This window comes from Serratia marcescens subsp. marcescens ATCC 13880 (assembly GCF_017299535.1).
In the GTDB taxonomy this organism is placed as follows: domain Bacteria; phylum Pseudomonadota; class Gammaproteobacteria; order Enterobacterales; family Enterobacteriaceae; genus Serratia; species Serratia marcescens.
The window spans coordinates 1,602,987-1,622,030 of sequence record NZ_CP071238.1; the positions used below are offsets into that span (position 1 = coordinate 1,602,987).

At 60.4% G+C, this 19,044-nt stretch carries 17 protein-coding genes; 8 read left to right on the forward strand and 9 right to left on the reverse strand.

Annotated elements, in window-relative coordinates:
- Nucleotides 1-13 precede the first annotated feature (13 nt).
- Both J0F90_RS07655 and ptrR read right to left on the reverse strand, forming a co-directional pair.
- The gene (locus tag J0F90_RS07655; protein WP_016928454.1) at nt 14-1,138 is read right to left on the reverse strand and encodes an S-(hydroxymethyl)glutathione dehydrogenase/class III alcohol dehydrogenase; all 1,125 of its coding nucleotides are present in this window, start codon (nt 1,136-1,138) and stop codon (nt 14-16) included.
- 29 nt (nt 1,139-1,167) lie between these two features.
- Nucleotides 1,168-2,088, reverse strand: a complete 921-nt coding sequence (gene ptrR / locus J0F90_RS07660; RefSeq protein WP_033640884.1) for a putrescine utilization regulator PtrR — start codon at nt 2,086-2,088, stop codon at nt 1,168-1,170.
- 105 nt (nt 2,089-2,193) lie between these two features.
- Between ptrR and J0F90_RS07665 the strand changes: the two genes are divergently transcribed.
- The 8 genes from J0F90_RS07665 to J0F90_RS07700 all read left to right on the forward strand — a co-directional run bounded on the left by J0F90_RS07665 (nt 2,194) and on the right by J0F90_RS07700 (nt 11,189).
- Nucleotides 2,194-3,351: a YbfB/YjiJ family MFS transporter gene (locus tag J0F90_RS07665; protein ID WP_033640883.1), complete on the forward strand. Its 1,158-nt coding sequence runs from the start codon at nt 2,194-2,196 to the stop codon at nt 3,349-3,351.
- Between the two features lie 244 nt (nt 3,352-3,595).
- Nucleotides 3,596-4,261, forward strand: coding sequence for a GTP cyclohydrolase I FolE (gene folE, locus J0F90_RS07670; protein ID WP_004938969.1), 666 nt, complete (start codon nt 3,596-3,598; stop codon nt 4,259-4,261).
- A 79-nt stretch (nt 4,262-4,340) separates the two neighbouring features.
- Nucleotides 4,341-5,513, forward strand: a complete 1,173-nt coding sequence (gene yeiB, locus J0F90_RS07675) for a DUF418 domain-containing protein YeiB (RefSeq protein WP_016928451.1) — start codon at nt 4,341-4,343, stop codon at nt 5,511-5,513.
- 127 nt (nt 5,514-5,640) lie between these two features.
- Nucleotides 5,641-6,678, forward strand: coding sequence for an HTH-type transcriptional regulator GalS (gene galS / locus J0F90_RS07680; protein WP_016928450.1), 1,038 nt, complete (start codon nt 5,641-5,643; stop codon nt 6,676-6,678).
- A 264-nt stretch (nt 6,679-6,942) separates the two neighbouring features.
- Entirely contained in the window at nt 6,943-7,935 is a 993-nt protein-coding gene (gene mglB / locus J0F90_RS07685; protein WP_004938962.1) for a galactose/glucose ABC transporter substrate-binding protein MglB, read from the forward strand.
- A gap of 99 nt (nt 7,936-8,034) precedes the next feature.
- Nucleotides 8,035-9,543 carry a galactose/methyl galactoside ABC transporter ATP-binding protein MglA gene (mglA, locus tag J0F90_RS07690; protein WP_004938959.1) on the forward strand — a complete coding sequence of 503 codons (1,509 nt, stop codon included), beginning with the start codon at nt 8,035-8,037 and terminating at the stop codon, nt 9,541-9,543.
- An 11-nt stretch (nt 9,544-9,554) separates the two neighbouring features.
- Nucleotides 9,555-10,565 (forward strand): galactose/methyl galactoside ABC transporter permease MglC, encoded by a 1,011-nt coding sequence (gene mglC, locus J0F90_RS07695; protein ID WP_004938953.1) that lies wholly within the window; start codon nt 9,555-9,557, stop codon nt 10,563-10,565.
- A 231-nt stretch (nt 10,566-10,796) separates the two neighbouring features.
- A complete protein-coding gene (locus J0F90_RS07700; RefSeq protein ID WP_033640882.1) occupies nt 10,797-11,189 on the forward strand; it encodes a tautomerase family protein in 393 nt (130 codons plus the stop codon).
- 126 nt (nt 11,190-11,315) lie between these two features.
- On the opposite strand, the gene sanA is transcribed toward J0F90_RS07700, so the two are convergent.
- The 7 genes from sanA to J0F90_RS07735 form a co-directional block, all read right to left on the reverse strand.
- Nucleotides 11,316-12,059: an outer membrane permeability protein SanA gene (gene sanA / locus J0F90_RS07705; protein ID WP_033640881.1), complete on the reverse strand. Its 744-nt coding sequence runs from the start codon at nt 12,057-12,059 to the stop codon at nt 11,316-11,318.
- A gap of 169 nt (nt 12,060-12,228) precedes the next feature.
- A complete protein-coding gene (locus tag J0F90_RS07710) occupies nt 12,229-13,926 on the reverse strand; it encodes an NAD-dependent malic enzyme (protein WP_004938945.1) in 1,698 nt (565 codons plus the stop codon).
- A gap of 221 nt (nt 13,927-14,147) precedes the next feature.
- The gene (gene cdd, locus J0F90_RS07715; RefSeq protein WP_033640880.1) at nt 14,148-15,032 is read right to left on the reverse strand and encodes a cytidine deaminase; all 885 of its coding nucleotides are present in this window, start codon (nt 15,030-15,032) and stop codon (nt 14,148-14,150) included.
- A 137-nt stretch (nt 15,033-15,169) separates the two neighbouring features.
- Complete coding sequence (locus tag J0F90_RS07720) at nt 15,170-15,865, reverse strand: CidB/LrgB family autolysis modulator (protein ID WP_016928446.1); 696 nt, start codon at nt 15,863-15,865, stop codon at nt 15,170-15,172.
- Nucleotides 15,862-16,269, reverse strand: coding sequence for a CidA/LrgA family protein (locus J0F90_RS07725; RefSeq protein WP_004938939.1), 408 nt, complete (start codon nt 16,267-16,269; stop codon nt 15,862-15,864). The genes J0F90_RS07720 and J0F90_RS07725 overlap by 4 nt, the downstream gene beginning before the upstream one ends.
- Nucleotides 16,270-16,407: 138 nt before the next feature.
- A complete protein-coding gene (locus J0F90_RS07730; protein WP_033640879.1) occupies nt 16,408-17,622 on the reverse strand; it encodes an MFS transporter in 1,215 nt (404 codons plus the stop codon).
- Nucleotides 17,623-17,753: 131 nt separating this feature from the next.
- The gene (locus J0F90_RS07735; protein WP_033640878.1) at nt 17,754-18,821 is read right to left on the reverse strand and encodes a sugar ABC transporter substrate-binding protein; all 1,068 of its coding nucleotides are present in this window, start codon (nt 18,819-18,821) and stop codon (nt 17,754-17,756) included.
- Between the last annotated feature and the right edge of the window lie 223 nt (nt 18,822-19,044).

Here is a 19,044-nt window from a genome sequence, read left to right on the forward strand (position 1 = left end):
TCTGCCTCCTGGCTTATTTGTCGAAGTGGATGACGGAACGGATCGATTTGCCTTCGTGCATCAAATCGAACGCTTCGTTGATCTGCTCCAGCCCCATGGTGTGGGTGATAAAGTCGTTCAGCGCGAATTCGCCGTCCAGATAGCGCTCGACGATGCCCGGCAGCTGCGAACGGCCCTTGACGCCGCCGAATGCCGAACCGCGCCAGACGCGGCCGGTGACCAGCTGGAACGGCCGGGTCGAGATCTCTTCCCCGGCGCCCGCGACGCCGATGATCACCGATTCACCCCAGCCCTTGTGGCAGCACTCCAGCGCGGAACGCATCACGTTGACGTTGCCGATGCACTCGAAGGAGAAGTCGACGCCGCCGTCGGTCAGCTCGACGATCACTTCCTGAATCGGTTTGTCATAGTCTTTCGGGTTGATCAGATCGGTAGCGCCCAGCTTGCGCGCCAGATCGAACTTGCTGGTGTTGATGTCGATGCCGATGATGCGGCCCGCGCCGGCCATCTGCGCGCCGATGATCGCCGACAGGCCGATGCCGCCCAGGCCGAAGATCGCCACGGTGTCGCCCGGCTGCACTTTGGCGGTGTTCATCACCGCACCCATGCCGGTGGTGACGCCACAGCCCAGCAGGCACACTTCTTCCAGCGGCGCTTCCTTATTGATTTTCGCCAGTGAAATCTCCGGCACCACGGTGTATTCGGAGAAGGTGGAGGTGCCCATGTAGTGGAAGATCGGCTTGCCGTCCTTGAAGAAGCGGGTGGTGCCGTCCGGCATCAGCCCTTTGCCCTGGGTGGCGCGGATCGCCTGGCATAGGTTGGTCTTGCCGGATTTACAGAATTTGCACTCGCCGCACTCCGGGGTGTAGAGCGGGATCACGTGGTCGCCGACCGCCACGCTGGTGACGCCTTCACCGACCGCTTCCACCACGCCGCCGCCCTCGTGGCCGAGGATCGCCGGGAACACGCCTTCCGGATCTTTGCCGGACAGGGTGTAGGCGTCGGTGTGACAAACGCCGGTGGCGACGATCCGCACCAGCACTTCGCCTTTTTGCGGTGGCATCAGCTCGACTTCTTCGATCTTCAGCGGCTGGTTCGGACCCCAGGCAACGGCGGCGCGGGTTTTGATCATCTCCATCATAGTCTCCTCAGTGGTTTTCTTTTAAATCAGGCGATATCGCTAACGTCTGTTAAATTGTTGGGGGTGCTTTCATCAACAGCGGCGGTTTCCGTCTGTTCAATAATCAATTCTTTCAGCGCGCGCACGTTTGGCCCGAACGCGTCGCGGCGCCACAGCAGCCAGGTGGCGGTGTCGGCCACGTCCGGCGGCAGGGCGTGAACCCGGACCCGCTCATGGCCCGGCAGCAGGCTGAGCACCGAATGCGGGATCATCGCCAGCCCGGCGCCGCTGGCGACGCAGGCCAGCATGGCGTGATAGGACTGGATCTCCATAATCTGCCCCGGCCGCGCGCCTTCGCGCTTGAACCAGGCTTCCAGCCGCAGGCGGTAGGAGCAGCTGGCGCGAAAGGCAAACAGCGTTTCGCCGTTGGCGTCTTTGGCGCTGTGGATCGGCGGGTGATCGAGACAGGAGATCACCACCATATGTTCAGGATAGGCGATACAGCCGTTCAACTCGTCATAAGGCACCGGCCCGTCGACCAGGGCGGCCGCCAACGTGCCGGCGCGCACCCGATCGGCGATTTCGCCGGAGGTGCCGGTGGTCAGCGACAGTGAAACCTGCGAGAAGCGCTGGTGGTAAGCCGCCAACAGCGAGGGCAGGCGGGTGGCGGCGGTGCTTTCCATCGAACCGAGGGCGAAGTTGCCCGCCGGTTCGCCGGCGTGGGTGATGCTCATCGCCTCGTCGCTCAGCGCCAGGATGCGGTTGGCGTAGCACAGAAAGTTATGGCCCATCGGCGACAGGCGCAGGCGCTGTTTTTCGCGGATAAACAGATCGGCGCCCAGCTCCTGCTCGAGCTGGCGCAGCCGGGTGGTCAGATTCGACGGCACGCGGTGCAGCTGCTCGGCGGCGCGGGCGACCGAGCCGGTTTCCGCTACGCAGCAGAACATGCGAAGCTGGGTCAGATCCATAATGTTCTCGTTTCGTGATTAACTTGATTAGTATTATTCAGTTTTTGTGAGTTTAATACTGCGGCATGATACTGGCAACTTTCTTTTAACCTTTTGGATACCGGTATGGCTTTACGTATTGCCTTGAGCGGGTTTGCCGCGCTGATCGTTGCGATGGGCATTGGCCGCTTCGCTTTCACCCCGCAGGTGCCGCTGATGATCGCGGAACATCAGTTCAGCCTGACCGGCGCCGGGCTGGTGGCGGCGATCAACTATTTGGGCTACCTGTGCGGCGCCTACGACGCGATGCGCGCCACGCGCCACGTCGAGCGGCGCCTGTGGCTGGGCGTATGGGGCGCGATGGCGCTGACGTTGCTGTCGGCGCTGGCGCAGGATGAATGGACGCACGGCGCGCTGCGCTTCGTCATCGGCTGGGCCAGCGGCTGGGCGATGGTGCTGGTGGCGGCCTGGACCAACGAGCGGTTGGCGCACTACGGCCGGCCGGCGCTGAGCGCGGCGGTGTTCGCCGGGCCGGGCGCCGGCATCTTCCTCAGCGGCATGCTGGCGGTGGGCATCAACGCGCTGGGGCTGACGGCGGCGCAGGCCTGGCTGGTGTATGGCGGGCTGGCGCTGGTGCTGGTCGGGGGGATTAGCGCCTTTCTACCGCGCAGCGGCGAGCTGCATCGCCCGGACGTGGCCCCGGAGCCGCTGCTGCTGACGCCGGCGCTCAAACGCCTGGTGTGGAGCTACAGTCTGGCCGGCTTCGGCTACATCCTGCCGGCGACCTTTTTGTCGCAGATGGCGGCGGCGCGCTTTCCCGCCAGCCTGTTCGCGCAGTTCGTCTGGCCGGTGTTCGGCGGTGCGGCGGTGCTGGGGATTGTCATCGGCATTCTGACCCGCCATCGGCTGACCACCCAGACCCGGTTGGCGATCACGTTGTGGATACAGGCGGTGGGCGTGCTGAGTGCCGAAGTGGTGCCGGGCGTGGCCGGCCTGGCGCTCGGGGCGCTGCTGACCGGCGGCGGTTTCCTCTGCGTGGTGCAACTTGCTCTTCAGCACGGGCGTGAGCTGGCGCCGCGTCATGCGCGTTACATGGCCGGACTGTTGACCACCGGTTATGCGATCGGCCAACTGGTCGGGCCGATGTTGTCGGCGCTGTCGACCGCCATGACCCATCGACTGGAGCCGGCGCTGTATGTGGCGGTGGCGGCGCTGTTGGCGGCCGGGGGGCTGGTGGTGAATACCCCGGCGCGGCGGTTGGCGCAAAAAACGGCGACTCGGTGATTAAAATCCATACAAAAAGCATGGAAACCCGCAGCCGGCCCGATTGTGCTAAATGCGAATATTTCACCTGCGGATGAAGCACTATCGCTGGATAATCGCCGCGCTCTCATCTACAGTGGGGGCAAAATCTTGACCGGGTTCACGTTATCCACCACGAAAACTCTGCCGTCACGAGAGCAAGCAATTCGCCGGCCGCACGCCCTACCAGGCCGCCGGCGGGTTCCGTCCGCAGGAGAACAAATACATGACATCATTAAGTAAAGAAGCCGCGCTGGTGCATGCGGCACTGGAAGAGCGTGGTCTGGAGACGCCGCTGCGCGGGGAAGTGCTGGATCGCGAAACGCGCAAGCGTCGCATCAAAGAGCACATGACCGAAATCATGCAGCTGCTGAATCTCGATCTGTCCGATGACAGCCTGGCGGAAACGCCGCATCGCATCGCCAAAATGTATGTCGACGAGATCTTCTCCGGGCTGGACTACGCCAACTTCCCGAAAATCACCGTCATCGAAAACAAGATGAAGGTGGATGAGATGGTGACGGTGCGTGATATCACACTGACCAGCACCTGTGAACACCACTTCGTGACCATCGACGGCAAGGCTACCGTGGCCTATATCCCGAAAGACTCGGTGATCGGCCTGTCGAAGATCAACCGCATCGTGCAGTTCTTCTCCCAGCGTCCGCAGGTGCAAGAGCGCCTGACCCAGCAGATCCTGGTCGCGCTGCAGACTCTGCTCGGCACCAATAACGTGGCGGTATCGATCGATGCGGTCCATTATTGTGTCAAGGCGCGCGGCATTCGTGACGCGACCAGCGCCACCACCACCACCTCGCTGGGGGGGCTGTTCAAGTCCAGCCAGAATACCCGCCAGGAGTTCCTGCGTGCGGTGCGTCATCACCAGGGGTGATGGCGTTGCGGGGCGACCCGCAAGACGACAACAGGCGCCTGCGGGCGCCTTTTTCATGAGCGGAAGACAGCGATAAAAAATGAACAGTCATCCTCTGCCGCGCATCGCCACGCTGGACTGCGTGCGCGGCATCGCCATCCTCGGCATTTTATTGCTGAACATCAGCGCTTTCGGCTTGCCGAAGGCCGCCTACCTCAACCCGGCCTATTTGGGGATGCCGTCATCGCGCGACGCCTGGACCTGGGCGCTGCTCGATCTCTTCGCCCAGGCCAAGTTCCTGGCGATGTTCGCGCTGCTGTTCGGCGCCGGGCTGCAAATGCTGCTGCGGCGCGGCAAAAGCTGGATCCGCGCGCGCTTGTCGTGGCTGGTGCTGTTCGGCCTCGCACACGCGATCTTCCTGTGGGACGGCGACATTCTGCTGGCCTACGGGCTGATCGGCCTGGTGTGCTGGCGCATGATCCGCGAAGCCAAAGAAACCGTCCAACTGCTGAAAACCGGCGTGGTGCTGTACTTGATTGGCGTGGCGGTGCTGCTGCTGCTCGGCTTCGTCTCGCACGGTGAGCCGGGCAGCTTCTGGCAGCCGGGCGTGGCGGAGTTGCAGTACGAGAAGTTCTGGAAGCTGCAGGGCGGTTTCGAAGCCTGGCGCAGCCGCGCCGATTTGCTCTCCTCCAGCCTGCTGGCCATCGGCGCGCAGTATGGCTGGGAGCTGGCGGGGCTGATGCTGTTCGGCGCCGGGCTGATGCGCAGCGGCTGGCTGCGCGGCAGCTACTCATCCGGCTATTACCTGCGGCAGGCGGCGTGGCTGCTGCCGCTTTCGGTGCTGATCCAGCTGCCGGCGGTGGCGCTGCAATGGCAGGTGCAGTGGGACTATCGCTGGAGCGGTTTCCTGCTGCAGGTCCCGCGCGAGCTGGGCGCACCGCTGCAGGCGATGGGCTATCTGGCGCTGTGTTACGGTTTTTGGCCCGCACTGTCGCGCCTGCGCATCGCCCGCTGGCTGACCCTGGTGGGGCGTATGGCGTTGAGCAACTACCTGCTGCAAACGCTGATCTGCACCACGCTGTTTTATCGTTTCGGCCTCTATGAGCAGTTTGACCGGCTGCAGCTGTTGGCGTTCGTGCCGCTGGTCTGGCTGACCAACCTGGCGTTTTCCGCACTGTGGCTGCGTTACTTCGAGCAGGGGCCGATGGAATGGCTGTGGCGCAAGCTGACGCAGCTGGCCGCCGGCGCAGCGGAACCCAGGACGCTGAAGTGAGCGCCCGTCGGCAGGTTAAAAAAATGTATGTAAACGTTTTCTTTCCTGTGACGTAATTCACGCAGAGCAGCGGGCCAATCGGGGTAGGATAGCGCCACCGGCCACAACCCCGATTTCAGGATCCCGCATGCCTCCAGTTCATCCGATCACCATTCGCGACGTGGCGAAACGCGCCGGGGTCTCCGTGGCGACCGTCTCCCGCGTGCTGAACCACAGCGCGCTGACCAGCAAAGAGACGCGCGAGCAGGTGCTGCAGGCGGTGGCGGATCTGGGCTATCGCCCCAACGCCAACGCGCAGGCGTTGGCGACCCAAAGCAGCGATACCCTGGGCGTGGTGGTGATGGACGTCTCCGATCCGTTCTTCGGCGCGCTGGTGAAAGCGGTAGACACGGTGGCGCAGAAACACCACAAGTATCTGCTGATCGGCAACAGCTATCATCAGGCGGACAAAGAGCGCCACGCGATCGAAGTGCTGATCCGCCAACGCTGTAACGCCCTGATTGTTCACGCCAAAGCCCTGAGCGACGCCGAGCTGATCGGTTTTCTGGAGCAGGTGCCGGGCATGGTGCTGATCAACCGGATTATCCCCGGCTATGAGCCGCGCTGCGTCGGGCTGGATAACGTCTGCGGCGCAGAAATGGCGATGCGTCTTTTGCTGTCGCAGGGCCATCGGCGCATCGGCTATCTGGGCTCCAATCACCCGATCGAAGACGGGCCGCTGCGCCAGCAGGGCTATGCGCAGGCGATGGCCGCCGCCGGGCTGGCCACGCCCGACAACTGGCGTGCCTATGGTTCGCCGGATCTGCAGGGCGGCGAGGCGGCGATGGTGGAGCTGCTGGGGCGCAACTTACAGCTGAGCGCAGTGTTCGCCTACAACGACGCCATGGCCGCCGGCGCTATGGCGGTGTTGAAAGAAAACGGTATCACGGTGCCGCAGCATTTCTCGCTGATCGGCTTCGACGACATCCCCATCGCGCGTTACACCAGCCCCAAACTCACCACGGTGCGCTACCCGATCGTCTCGATGGCCACGCTGGCCACCGAGCTGGCATTGCAGGGCGCAGCAGGCCTGGCGGAGCCGCAGGCCGGTCATCTGTTCATGCCGACGCTGGTGCGGCGCCATTCTGTCGCCCCCTGGCAAAGTGAGGCGACGGTCACTCTCTGACGATTTAATCTTGTGTAACCGTTTTCAATCTGTGAGAAAATTCACAGAATATTAACATCGCGCCGTCTATGCTCTAGGCGTTTTCCGGCGCAAAGGCCCTTGCCGCTGCAACCTTTATCTCGCGCTGACACAGCATTTCTCGGAAATAACAAGATCCACGGACGACAGGTGTTGAGTGGAAATCGCCAGGCCTGGGGTGTGCGCACTGCCGGTGACCATTGGCTCAAAGACGAGTAATACCCTACACAGAACCGGAGACTGACAATGAATAAGAAGGTTTTCACCCTGGCCGCCATGGCCGCAGCCATGATGTTTGGCGCCGCAGCCCATGCTGACACCCGTATTGGCGTCACGATTTACAAATACGACGACAACTTCATGTCGGTGGTGCGCAAGGCGATCGAGAAAGACGCCAAGGCTTCACCGGACGTTACCCTGTTGATGAATGACTCGCAGAACGACCAGTCCAAGCAGAACGATCAGATCGACGTGCTGCTGGCCAAAGGCGTGAAAGCGCTGGCGATCAACCTGGTCGACCCGGCCGCGGCGCCGGTGGTTATCGATAAGGCGCGCGCAAACGATATCCCGGTGGTGTTCTACAACAAAGAACCTTCCCGCAAGGCGTTGGACAGCTATGACAAGGCATATTACGTCGGCACCGACTCCAAAGAGTCCGGCGTGATCCAGGGCGAACTGATCGCCAAACACTGGCAAGCCAACCCGGCCTGGGATCTGAACAAAGACGGCCAGATCCAGTTCGTGTTGCTGAAAGGCGAGCCGGGCCACCCGGATGCCGAAGCGCGCACCACCTACGTGGTGAAAACGCTGAACGAAAAAGGCATCAAGACCCAGCAGCTGCAGATGGATACCGCGATGTGGGATACCGCGCAGGCGAAAGACAAGATGGATGCCTGGCTCTCCGGCCCGAACGCCAACAAGATCGAAGTGGTGATCGCCAACAACGACGCCATGGCGATGGGCGCGGTGGAAGCGCTGAAAGCGCACAACAAGACCAGTATTCCGGTGTTCGGCGTCGATGCGCTGCCTGAAGCGCTGGCGCTGGTGAAATCCGGCGCGATGGCGGGCACGGTGCTGAACGACGCCGACAACCAGGCGAAGGCCACCTTCGAGCTGGCGAAAAACCTGGCGGCGGGCAAGCCGGCCACCGAAGGCACCCAATATAAAATCGAAAATAAAGTCGTGCGTATTCCTTACGTCGGCGTAGATAAAGACAACCTGTCTCAGTTTGTTAAATAAGAATTGAGATCCCGCTAAGACCCCGCCTGCGGCGCCAACACCAGGGATACCGCCGGCGGGGATGTTTACGACTGCAAGATCGTTAAGCCAGGTGTATTTATGGCCGATAGCTCACGCGAATTTTTGCTGGAAATGACGGATATCTGTAAGTCATTTCCCGGCGTCAAAGCCTTGGACAATGTCAATTTACGCGTCCGTCCGCACTCGATTCACGCCCTGATGGGGGAGAACGGCGCGGGGAAATCGACGTTGTTGAAATGCCTGTTCGGCATTTACAAAAAAGACAGCGGCAGCATTGTATTTCAGGGCCGGGAAATCGATTTCAAGAGCTCGAAGGAAGCGCTGGAACACGGCGTTTCGATGGTGCATCAGGAGCTGAACCTGGTGCTGCAACGCACCGTGATGGACAACATGTGGCTGGGGCGCTATCCGACCAAAGGCCTGTTCGTCGATCAGGACAAGATGTTCAAAGACACCCAGGCGATCTTCGACGAGCTGGATATCGACATCAACCCGCGCGAAAAGGTGGGCAACCTGTCGGTGTCGCAGATGCAGATGATCGAGATCGCCAAGGCGTTTTCCTACGATGCCAAGATCGTCATCATGGATGAACCGACCTCTTCGCTGACGGAGAAAGAGGTCAATCACCTGTTCACCATCATCCGCAAGCTGAAAGAACGCGGCTGCGGCATCGTCTATATCTCGCACAAGATGGAGGAGATCTTCCAGCTGTGTGACGAGATAACGGTGCTGCGCGACGGCCAGTGGATTGCCACCCAGCCGCTGGAAGGGCTGGATATGGACAAGATCATCGCCATGATGGTCGGCCGCTCGCTGAGCCAGCGCTTCCCCGACAGGCAAAACACGCCGGGTGAGGTGATCCTCGAGGTGAAAAACCTGACGTCGCTGCGCCAGCCTTCGATCCGCGATGTGTCCTTCGATCTGCATCAAGGGGAGATCCTCGGCATCGCCGGGCTGGTGGGCGCCAAACGCACCGATATCGTCGAGACCCTGTTCGGCATTCGCGAAAAGGTGGCGGGCACCATCAAGCTGCACGGGAAAGCGATCGATAACCACAGCGCCAACGAAGCGATTAACCACGGTTTTGCGCTGGTGACCGAAGAGCGCCGATCCACCGGGATTTACGCTTACCTCGATGTGGGCTTCAACTCGCTCATCTCCAACATTCGCAATTATAAAAACAAGCTCGGCCTGCTGGATAACGCGCGGATGAAGAGCGACACCCAGTGGGTGATCGACGCCATGCGGGTGAAAACGCCGGGGCATCACACCCATATCGGCTCGCTGTCCGGCGGCAACCAGCAGAAGGTGATCATCGGCCGCTGGCTGCTGACGCAGCCGGAGATCCTGATGCTGGATGAACCGACGCGCGGCATCGACGTGGGCGCCAAGTTCGAGATTTATCAGCTGATGACCGAACTGGCGAAGAAGGGCAAGGGGATCATTATCGTCTCGTCCGAAATGCCGGAGCTTTTGGGGATCACCGACCGTATTTTGGTGATGAGCAATGGTCAGGTTGCGGGCATCGTTAACACCAAACAGACCTCGCAAAATGAAATCTTACGTCTCGCCTCCCTGCACCTTTAAGGATCGGAATTATGAACGCGCTAAATAAAAAAACCTTATTTACCTATTTCAAGGAAGGCGGCATTTACGTGGTGTTGCTGGTGCTGTTGGCCATCATCATCATTCAGGATCCTACCTTCCTCAGCCTGATGAACCTGAGCAACATCCTGACGCAGTCTTCGGTGCGCATCATCATCGCGCTGGGCGTGGCGGGGCTGATCGTGACTCAGGGCACCGACCTGTCCGCCGGGCGGCAGGTGGGGCTGGCGGCGGTGGTGGCGGCCACGCTGCTGCAATCGATGGATAACGTCAACAAGGTATTCCCGCACATGGAAACCTGGTCGATTCCCCTGGTCATCCTGCTGGTGTGCGCGGTCGGCGCGGTGATCGGCCTGGTTAACGGCCTGATTATCGCCTATCTCAACGTGACGCCGTTCATCACCACCTTGGGCACCATGATCATCGTCTACGGCATCAACTCGCTGTATTACGATTCGGTCGGCGCGTCGCCGGTCGCGGGTTTCGATCCGAAGTTTTCCACCTTTGCCCAGGGCTTCTTGCGCTTCGGCGACTTTAAGCTGTCCTACATCACCTTTTACGCGCTGATCGCCATCATATTCGTCTGGATCCTGTGGACCAAGACCCGCTTCGGCAAGAACATCTTCGCCATCGGCGGCAACCCGGAAGCGGCCAAGGTGTCCGGGGTCAACGTGCCGTTGAACCTGATCATGATCTATGCGCTGTCCGGCGTGTTCTACGCCTTCGGCGGCTTGCTGGAAGCGGGACGCATCGGCAGCGCCACCAATAACCTCGGCTTTATGTATGAGCTGGACGCCATCGCCGCCTGCGTGGTGGGGGGCGTCTCCTTCGCCGGCGGGGTGGGTACGGTGTGGGGCGTGGTGACCGGGGTGATCATCTTTACCGTCATCAACTACGGCCTGACCTATATCGGCATCAACCCGTACTGGCAGTACATCATCAAGGGCAGCATCATCATCTTCGCCGTGGCGCTGGACTCGTTGAAATACGCCAAGAAGAAGTAGGTTTACCGCAGTACAGACAACAAGGCCGGCCTATTGCCGGCCTTGTTACGTTAGGGCGCTGTACGGTGCCAGGCAAAATAATAAGGCATTATTTGGCAATGGCTGGCGAGGTATCTCGGGATATCGCCTGATCTTAGGCTGGATTGGTTACAGCGTGACACAGTTTTCGGGCTACCAACGCGGTATGAAGTCAGTAAACTTGTTTCACCTACCGTTTCCGGGGAGCAAACTATGCCTGTATTTACCATTACGCTGAAAAGTCGTAATACGCTTGATAAGAAAAGAATTTCATCAGCTATTCACGCGGCGGTAGTAAAAACCGGCTATCCTGCGAACGATCAATTCCAGCGCTTTATCCGTCTTGAGGAAGACGATTTATATGTGGATCCCACTTATCCTGACCTGGATTCCCCCCGCAGCGCCAACTTCGTGTTGATTGAAGCCATGCTTTCTTCTGGTTCCCCTGACGCCCGCAAACAATTGCTCTTGCAATCACTGGTACAGGAACTCGCCCTGATTGGACTGGACAGCAATGATCTGATGGTCCTCTTCATTGAATTGGACCGTTTGAATAGTTCATTCGGCGGTGGCAGAAGGGCATCCCCGCTTTCAATGCCGCAATAAGCTGTCAGCGTACGTAGAGAGCGCTTTACGCAAATCATCCGGTATTCGTTAACACTTTGTTTTATCTCGGATAATACGCCCTTTTAGCGTGTTGCCGAGGCGGGTGTCAAACCCTCTGCCGGATGATTAAGGCTGTTTGGTTCTCTGCTTCTCTTCTTTCAGCTTGTGCTCCAGCTCAACCAACTGTTCCGGTGACACGGCGGGATAGCCCTGGGCGTCTTCCGGCACGGTGTGCATGGCGGAGATTGGGATCAGCGGGCCGAGGAAGCGCGGTTCGCGCTTGAGGATGTACAGATCGGTCAGCGCGCCCAGGCGAGCGAAGATCTCGCGGGCGCGCACCGTCATCATGTCTTTCGGCGACGGCACCGCGTAACACTGCGCCTGAATGCCCATGTGCAGGGCGATGAATAGCGCGCGCTCGCAGTGGAAGCGCTGGGTGATGATGATGAAATCGTTGGTGTCGAACACCTTGCGGGTGCGCACGATGGAGTCCAGGGTGCGGAAACCGGCGTAGTCCAGCACGATATCGCTCGGCGCCACGCCGGCGGCGATCAGATCGCGCCGCATGGTCATCGGTTCGTTATAGCTTTGCTGGGCGTTGTCGCCGCTCAGCAGCAGGTATTTCACCTTGCCGCTGTTATAGGCGTTGATCGCCCCCTGAATGCGGTAACGGTAGTACTGGTTGATCACTCCGGTGCGGTAATACTTGGCGGTGCCGAGCACCACGCCGACCTGGCGGTGCGGCAATTCCTGCAGTTCGTCGTAGACGTAAGGCGCGGTTTTCCAACTGATCCAGCGATCGAGCGCAATAGCCGAACCCATCAACACCGCAATGATGATGAACAGGCTGATGATCAGGCGTTTCCACATGTTGTTGCCTTACGCGCGCCGGGCTGAAAAAGATGGATCAAGGCTACTTTACCTGACCGACCGACGCAAGACGCGAACCGCCTGAAGCACGCGCGCCGCCGCATTTTTCGGCGGTTTTGCCGCACAAAAAAGCCCGGCGGAGCCGGGCTGGGTCATTTCAGCTCACCATTCAGAACGAGGTGCGCTTGTAGCTGCGGTACTGCGGCCGCCAGAAGTTGTGCTCGATGGCTTTCGACAGCGCATCTTCGGAGGTGACGATCGCCACGCCCTGCAGCTGGGCGGCTTTACCCACTTCCATGGCGATGCACTTCGACACGCCCTGAATATCGTCGATATTCGGCAGCAGCGCGCCGTGGCCGTCGGTGGCCAGCGGCGAACAGTCCGCCAGCGCGCGGCTGGCGGCCATCAGCATGGCATCGGTGACGCGAGTGGCGCCGGAGGCCAGCACGCCCAGACCGATCCCCGGGAAGATGTAGGAGTTATTGCACTGGGCGATCGGGTACAGCTGCTCTTTATAGCTTACCGGCGCGAACGGGCTGCCGGTCGCCACCAGTGCGGCGCCGTCGGTCCAGTTGATGATGTCTTCCGGACGGGCTTCCACGCGCGAGGTCGGGTTGGACAGCGGCATCACGATAGGGCGTTCGCAGTGCTTGTGCATCTCGCGGATCAGCTCTTCGGTAAACAGCCCCGGCTGGCCGGACACGCCGATCAGAATGGTCGGCTTGGCGTTGCGCACCACGTCCAGCAGCGAGATGGCGTCGCTGGCGGTTTCCCAACCGGCCAGATTGTCGCTCTTCTGCACCAGCTTGCTCTGAAAGTCGAGCAGGTTCGGCAGTTTGTCGGTCAGCAGGCCGAAACGGTCAACCATGAACACGCGGGCGCGCGCTTCGTCTTCGCTCAACCCTTCGGATTTCATCTGCGCGATGATCTGCTCGGCGATGCCGCAGCCGGCGGAACCGGCGCCGAGGAAGGTGACGGTCTGATCGCGCAGCTGGCTGCCGGCGGCGCGGCTGGCGGCGATCAGGCTGCCGAGGGTGACCGCGGCGGTGCCCTGAATGTCGTCGTTGAAGCAGCAAATCTCGTCGCGGTAGCGGTTCAACAACGGGGTGGCGTTGTTCTGCGCGAAGTCTTCGAACTGCAGCAGGACGTTCGGCCAGCGGCGTTTGACCGCCTGAATAAACTCTTCGACGAAGGCGTGATATTCCTCGCCGGAGATGCGCGGATGGCGCCAGCCCATGTACAGCGGATCGTTGAGGCGCTGCGGGTTGTTGGTGCCGACGTCCAGCACCACCGGCAGGGTATAGGCCGGGCTGATGCCGCCGCAGGCGGTATACAGCGACAGCTTGCCGATTGGGATGCCCATGCCGCCGATGCCCTGGTCGCCCAGGCCGAGAATGCGTTCGCCGTCGGTGACCACGATCACCTTAACGTTCTGCTTGGTGGCGTTTTGCAGCATGTCATCGATGCGATCGCGGTTCGGGTAGGAGATGAACAACCCGCGCGCACGGCGATAGATATCGGAGAAGTGTTCGCAGGCCTCGCCGACGGTCGGGGTGTAGATGATCGGCATCATCTCGCTCAGGTGCGAGTCCAGCAGACGGTAGAACAGGGTTTCGTTGGTGTCCTGGATGTTGCGCAGGTAGATGTGCTTATCATTATCGTTCTTGAAATCCTGATACTGACGGTAGGCGCGTTCCACCTGTTCTTCGATGGTCTCCACCGCTTCCGGCAGCAGGCCGTGCAGGTTAAAGTGGCTACGTTCTTCCTCGGTGAAAGCGCTGCCTTTGTTCAGCAGCGGAAATTCCAGCAGAATCGGGCCGGCGTAAGGGATGTAGAGCGGGCGTTTGCTTTCGTATTCTAGTTCCATCAGTTTTACTCTTCACGTATCAGATAACTGTATTGCCGACGATCCTAAAAGATAAAGAGAAGATGTACAGCATTTGTTGCCCGATGATGAACCAGGTTGGCGTAATTATCGACAATCAAATGATTTTTTAACTAAAGAAAGTGTCTCTGGCGGCGTCGGGGCATTGTATTTGGCGGGCGGTGCTGTTAGCGGCGGAACCGGATGGCCCCGCCGTCGTGCGCTTAGAAGGCGGCGCGGCTGACGTTTTGGCAACCCAGCCCCGCCAGGGTGACGCGGGTGGCGTCCCATTGGCTGATGCTCGCGTCCTGCGGTTCGGCCAGGACGGCGCGACGGATAGCCCGGCAGTCGCCGCCGGAGAGGTTCAGCAGGATCAGCGCGGCCTGCAGCGGCGGCAGGCTCGGGTTAAAAGCGGCGTTTTCCGCATAGCGGCCGGCGTAGATATTGCCGTCTGCCGTTTCCAGCGCCACGCCGCTGTGGGCGTTGCTGTACGGCGCGTGGCTCCGGTTGGCCGCCGCCAGCGCCGCTTGCGTCAGCGCATCGTTCAGCGGCAGTTGATGCCCGTGATTGACCTCGTCCATCAGCAGTGAAGCGACATCCAGATCTTTCGGGCCGAAGGCGTCCGGCAGATAGTCCGCCAGCGTGGCCGGCGCGCGGCCAGGCAAACGGATTTGCAGCGCGCCGCCGCTGTTCAGCTCATTCATAAACTGGCGGCAGTGGCCGCACGGCGTATAGTTGACGGTGATCGAGGCCAGCGCTTTTTCGCCGCGCAGCCAGGCGTGAGTCACTGCGCTTTGTTCCGCATGCACGGATTGCTGCAGCGGCGCGCCGCTGAATTCCATATTGGCGCCGAAATAGAGATTGCCGCTTTGCCCGCGCGCGATGGCGCCGACGTGGAAATGCGATATCGGGGTTAACGAGCAGGCCGCCGCCAGCGGCAGCAGCGCGAATGCCAGCGCGTCATCGTCCAACCCGCAGCCTGAACGGATCGCCGCCGCTTGCTCGGCCGTGAACATCGCCGGAAAGTCGGACGCGTCCAGATAGGGCTGCAGGGCGGATTGCAGTGTCGCGGGCAGTGCGCTGAAAGCGGTGTGAAAACGCGGATGCATAGAAAGTCTCTCTACGGGTTAACGGGATAACATTCTAGGCAGGCCAGAGACATTAAAGTGTGATTAATGTCTCTTAATTAATGAAATTAATGCAATGAAATACATAAATGCGAGATGTATCGCAAGTTTCACCCTGATCAACCGAACAGATGCAGCAGCACCGGAAACACAAACGGCGCCAGCAGCGAGGTGATGATGCCGCAAATGACCAACGCCAGCGAGCCGAAGGCGCCCTCCTGATAGTCCATCTCCGCGCAGCGCGCGGTGCCCAGCGCGTGGGAAGCTGTGCCCATCGCCAGGCCACGCGCCGAGGGGGTGGTGATTTTCAACAGGTTGAACAGCGTGTGGCCGAACACGGCGCCGAGGATGCCGACGAAAATAACGCAAACCGCGCTGATCGCCGGAATGCCGCCGAGCGAGTCCGCGACGGCCATCGCGATCGGCGTAGTGACCGATTTCGGCAAGATAGAGGCGGCGATTTCCGGCGTGGCGCCCAACCACAGGGCGATGGCGCCGCCGCTGATCATGGCGGTCAGGCTGCCGATGAAGCACACCGTGATAATCGACTTCCAGCGTGCGCGGATTTGGTGCAGCTGCTCATAGAGCGGGAAGGCCAGCGCGACGACCGCCGGCTGCAGCAGATCGTTGAGGATTTTGCTGCCCTGAAAGTAGCGCTCATAGGGAATGCCGGTGAGCAGCAGCAGCGGGATGATCACCGCCATGGACACCAGCAGCGGGTTGAGCAGCGGCATATTCAGCTTGCGCGCCAGCCAGCGCGCGCCGAAATAGACCGCCAGCGTCAGCGGCAGCGACCACCAGATTTCGTGGATCATGAGTTGCCCTCCGTGTCGTCGGGCTTGCCGGCGATGCGGCGCTCGCGATGAAAATAGTGTGAGGTATAGCCGACCACCACCAGCACCATCAGCGTGCTGATGAGGCAAGAGATAACCAGCGGGCCCAGATGCGCGACGATCTGGTCGTAGTATTTCATCACCCCGACGCCGATCGGCACGAACAGCAGCACCATATAGCGGATCAGCAAATGGCAGCCGGGTTTAACCCATTTGGCCGGCATAATCTGGGTTGAGAGCAGGGCGAACAGCAGCAGCATGCCGATGATGCTGCCGGGAATGGCAAACGGCAGCAGCGCCGCCACCGCGTTGCCGACGAACAGACACAGGTAGATGAGGAGCAGGGCCCTTAGGTATTTCCAGCACAGTGTGAGCACGTTGGCCATTGTCTTTTCCCGTTTAACTGATGTATTCATCATACAATTAAACTGTGAGCCATGCCACAGATCGCACCATGAATTCTCGCTATGGGTGCTATGCCCGAGCGGCGGGTTGACAGCCCGTATTGGCCGCTGCCTGCGGGATCAGCGTACGTCTTCGGCCGCCGCCGCCGCGTGTTCTGCCAGCCGGTGGCCGAGGAAGAAAAACAGCAGGCTGAGCAGGGCGGCGGCGATCAGCATCACGAACATCAACGGCGGCGCGGCATAGCTGAGCAGCACCCCGCACAGCACCGGGTTGATGGCGCCGCCCAGCGCGCTGAGGTTTTGTACCCCATAGTAGCTGCCTTTCAGGTGCGGCGGCGCGATAAAGTCGATAAACATGTATTCCACCGGGATAACGATGATTTCGCCGAGGGTAAACACCGCCATCGCCGCCAGCCATAGCCAGACCGCCTGGCCGGCCGCCATGAAACCGAGCAGCCCGACGATGAAAAACAGCGTGCCCAGCACCAGCCAGCGCAGCATGTTTTCCTGGCGCATGCCGCGGCTGAGCAGGTATTGCAGGGCGATGACGATGCTGGCGTTGACGATCATCACCAGCCCGATGATTTTGTAGGCGAACTCGGCGCTGGAGACGGTGATCAGATACTGCGACAGATAGCCGGTGAACTGACCGAACACCACGGCGCCCAGGGTGCTGCCGAGGGTGAAGTAGATCAGCCGCCGATCGCTCCGCAGGATAGTCAGCGTCTGGCGGAAGTTGGGGAGCGCGGCCGGTACAGCGGCGGCAGGCGTTGCGCGCTGTTGCCGGCCGCGCAAGCGCAGGCTTAGCGCCGCCACCGTCGCCAGCGCCAACCCGCCCGACAGGTAAAACGGCAGCAGCGGGCTAAGCCCGGCCACCAGAACGCCGAGCGCAGAACCGATCGCCCAGCCGACGTTGACCAGCGTGTAGTTGATGGAAAAAGCCTTGATGCGCTGCTCAACCGGCAACCCGTCGGCGAAACAGGCCTTAATGGTGATGCTTAGCACCGAATAACAGGTATGCAAGATGGCCAGCACCACGATCACGCCGCCGGGGCGCGGGATCCAGGGAATGGCTAAGAAGCTCAGCGCAAACAATACAATCGACAGCAGGATCAGGCGGTTCTTGCTGAATTTGTCCACCAGATAGCCGCCGTACAGGCTGGCAAGGATGCCGAGGGTCAGGCTGACGCCCAGGATCACGCCCACGCTCTTCGGCAGCAGATGGAAATGCTCGGTGAGGTAGATGGTGATGAACGGCAGCGTCACGCCGCGGCCGATGGTCAACACCAGCGAACTGGCCAGCAGCATGTTAATCAGCGAGGGGAATCCCTTCATTCGAAGCCTGTTTATGCATACAGTTATTGGGCGATGCAGATAACATAGCGTATTTTGGCGAGGACGGAAGGGGAAAGCCGATAATTAGTTTAAAAACAGAGGCTGCGTCGGCAGCCTCGTCAAAAACAGCATTATTTACCGTGTTCGGCCTGCAGCGTGGCGAACCACGGCTGAACGAAATCGCTGCTGGTGCCCCAGCCGGGGATGATCTTCGCCAGCCCGGCGACGTTGACCGGCCCCGGCTGCGCCAGCAGCAGCGCCTGCGGAATGACCGCCGCTTTGAATTGATAGCTGTCCGGCGTGCTTTCCCCGGCGATCTTGTTGGCCACCAGGCGCAGGTTGACCGCGCCGATCAGCTTCGGATCCACCGCCACGCTGACCTGCCATGGGCTGCCGGCTTCGCGCATCAGCTGCAAGTCCTGGTTGGAGATGTCGATGCTGTACAGTTTGATTTCGGTGCGGCCGTTCTCTTTCAGCGCCTTGTAAGCGCCCTGGGTGAAAGCGTCCCAGGTGCCCCAGATGGCGTCAATCTTGCCTTTCGGGTATTTCGCCAGCACCGCACCCACTTTATTGGCGGTATCGCCCTGCACGTCGGATGAAACCGCGCCAATCGATTCCAGCTCGTGAATGCCCGGATGCTGTTTCAGCAACTGCTGATAGGCGGCCTGGCGGCGCTCCATCGGCGGGAAGCCTGCTACCCAGAGTTTGATGATGTTGGCCTGGCCGTTGAAATCCTTCACCAACTGGCCGAACGAGGCGTTAGCCAGCGAAGCGTCGTCCTGCTGCGAGACGGTGACGCCGGGAACGTGGCCGCCGACGTCGGTATCGAACGCCGCGACGGCGATGCCGGCCGCCGCGATGCGTTTAACCAGCTCGGTGGAATAGGGGGCTCGCCCCTGCGAGAGAATAATGCCGTCATATTTCTGGCTGATAGCCTGGTTGACGAAGTCCTGGAAGCGCGCATCGTCGCCGTTGCTGAGGAAGGTGTCCACCTTGAAGCCCAGCTTGCGCCCTTCCTGAATGGCGCCCGCCAAAAATTGCGTGGTGTTGTCGTCGGATCCGAGGTTGCGGATCACCGCGATGCGCACCGGCCCCTGATGTTGAGCGATGGCGGCCGGCACGGCGGCGTTTTCCGCCGCCTGCAGCGGCAGGGCGGCCAGCAGACTGAGGGCGAGCAGCGAAGTTTTGAGGTTTTTCATTATTATAGGCTCCAAAAAAGCAGGGAAACGATCCCGGTGAAGGTCTGTTATAGCAGTCTTTCTGTCTGGACGTCTATTTTGGGTTTCGGAGCATCATAGCCGGATGCGGCGAGCAGGGGAATCAGGGCGGTTATGACTTTTTCTTCATGCTTATAACGTGGGGATTGGGGCATAAAAAAAAGGGCCGAGCAAGCTCGACCCTCCCTATGCCACGCATCTGCGC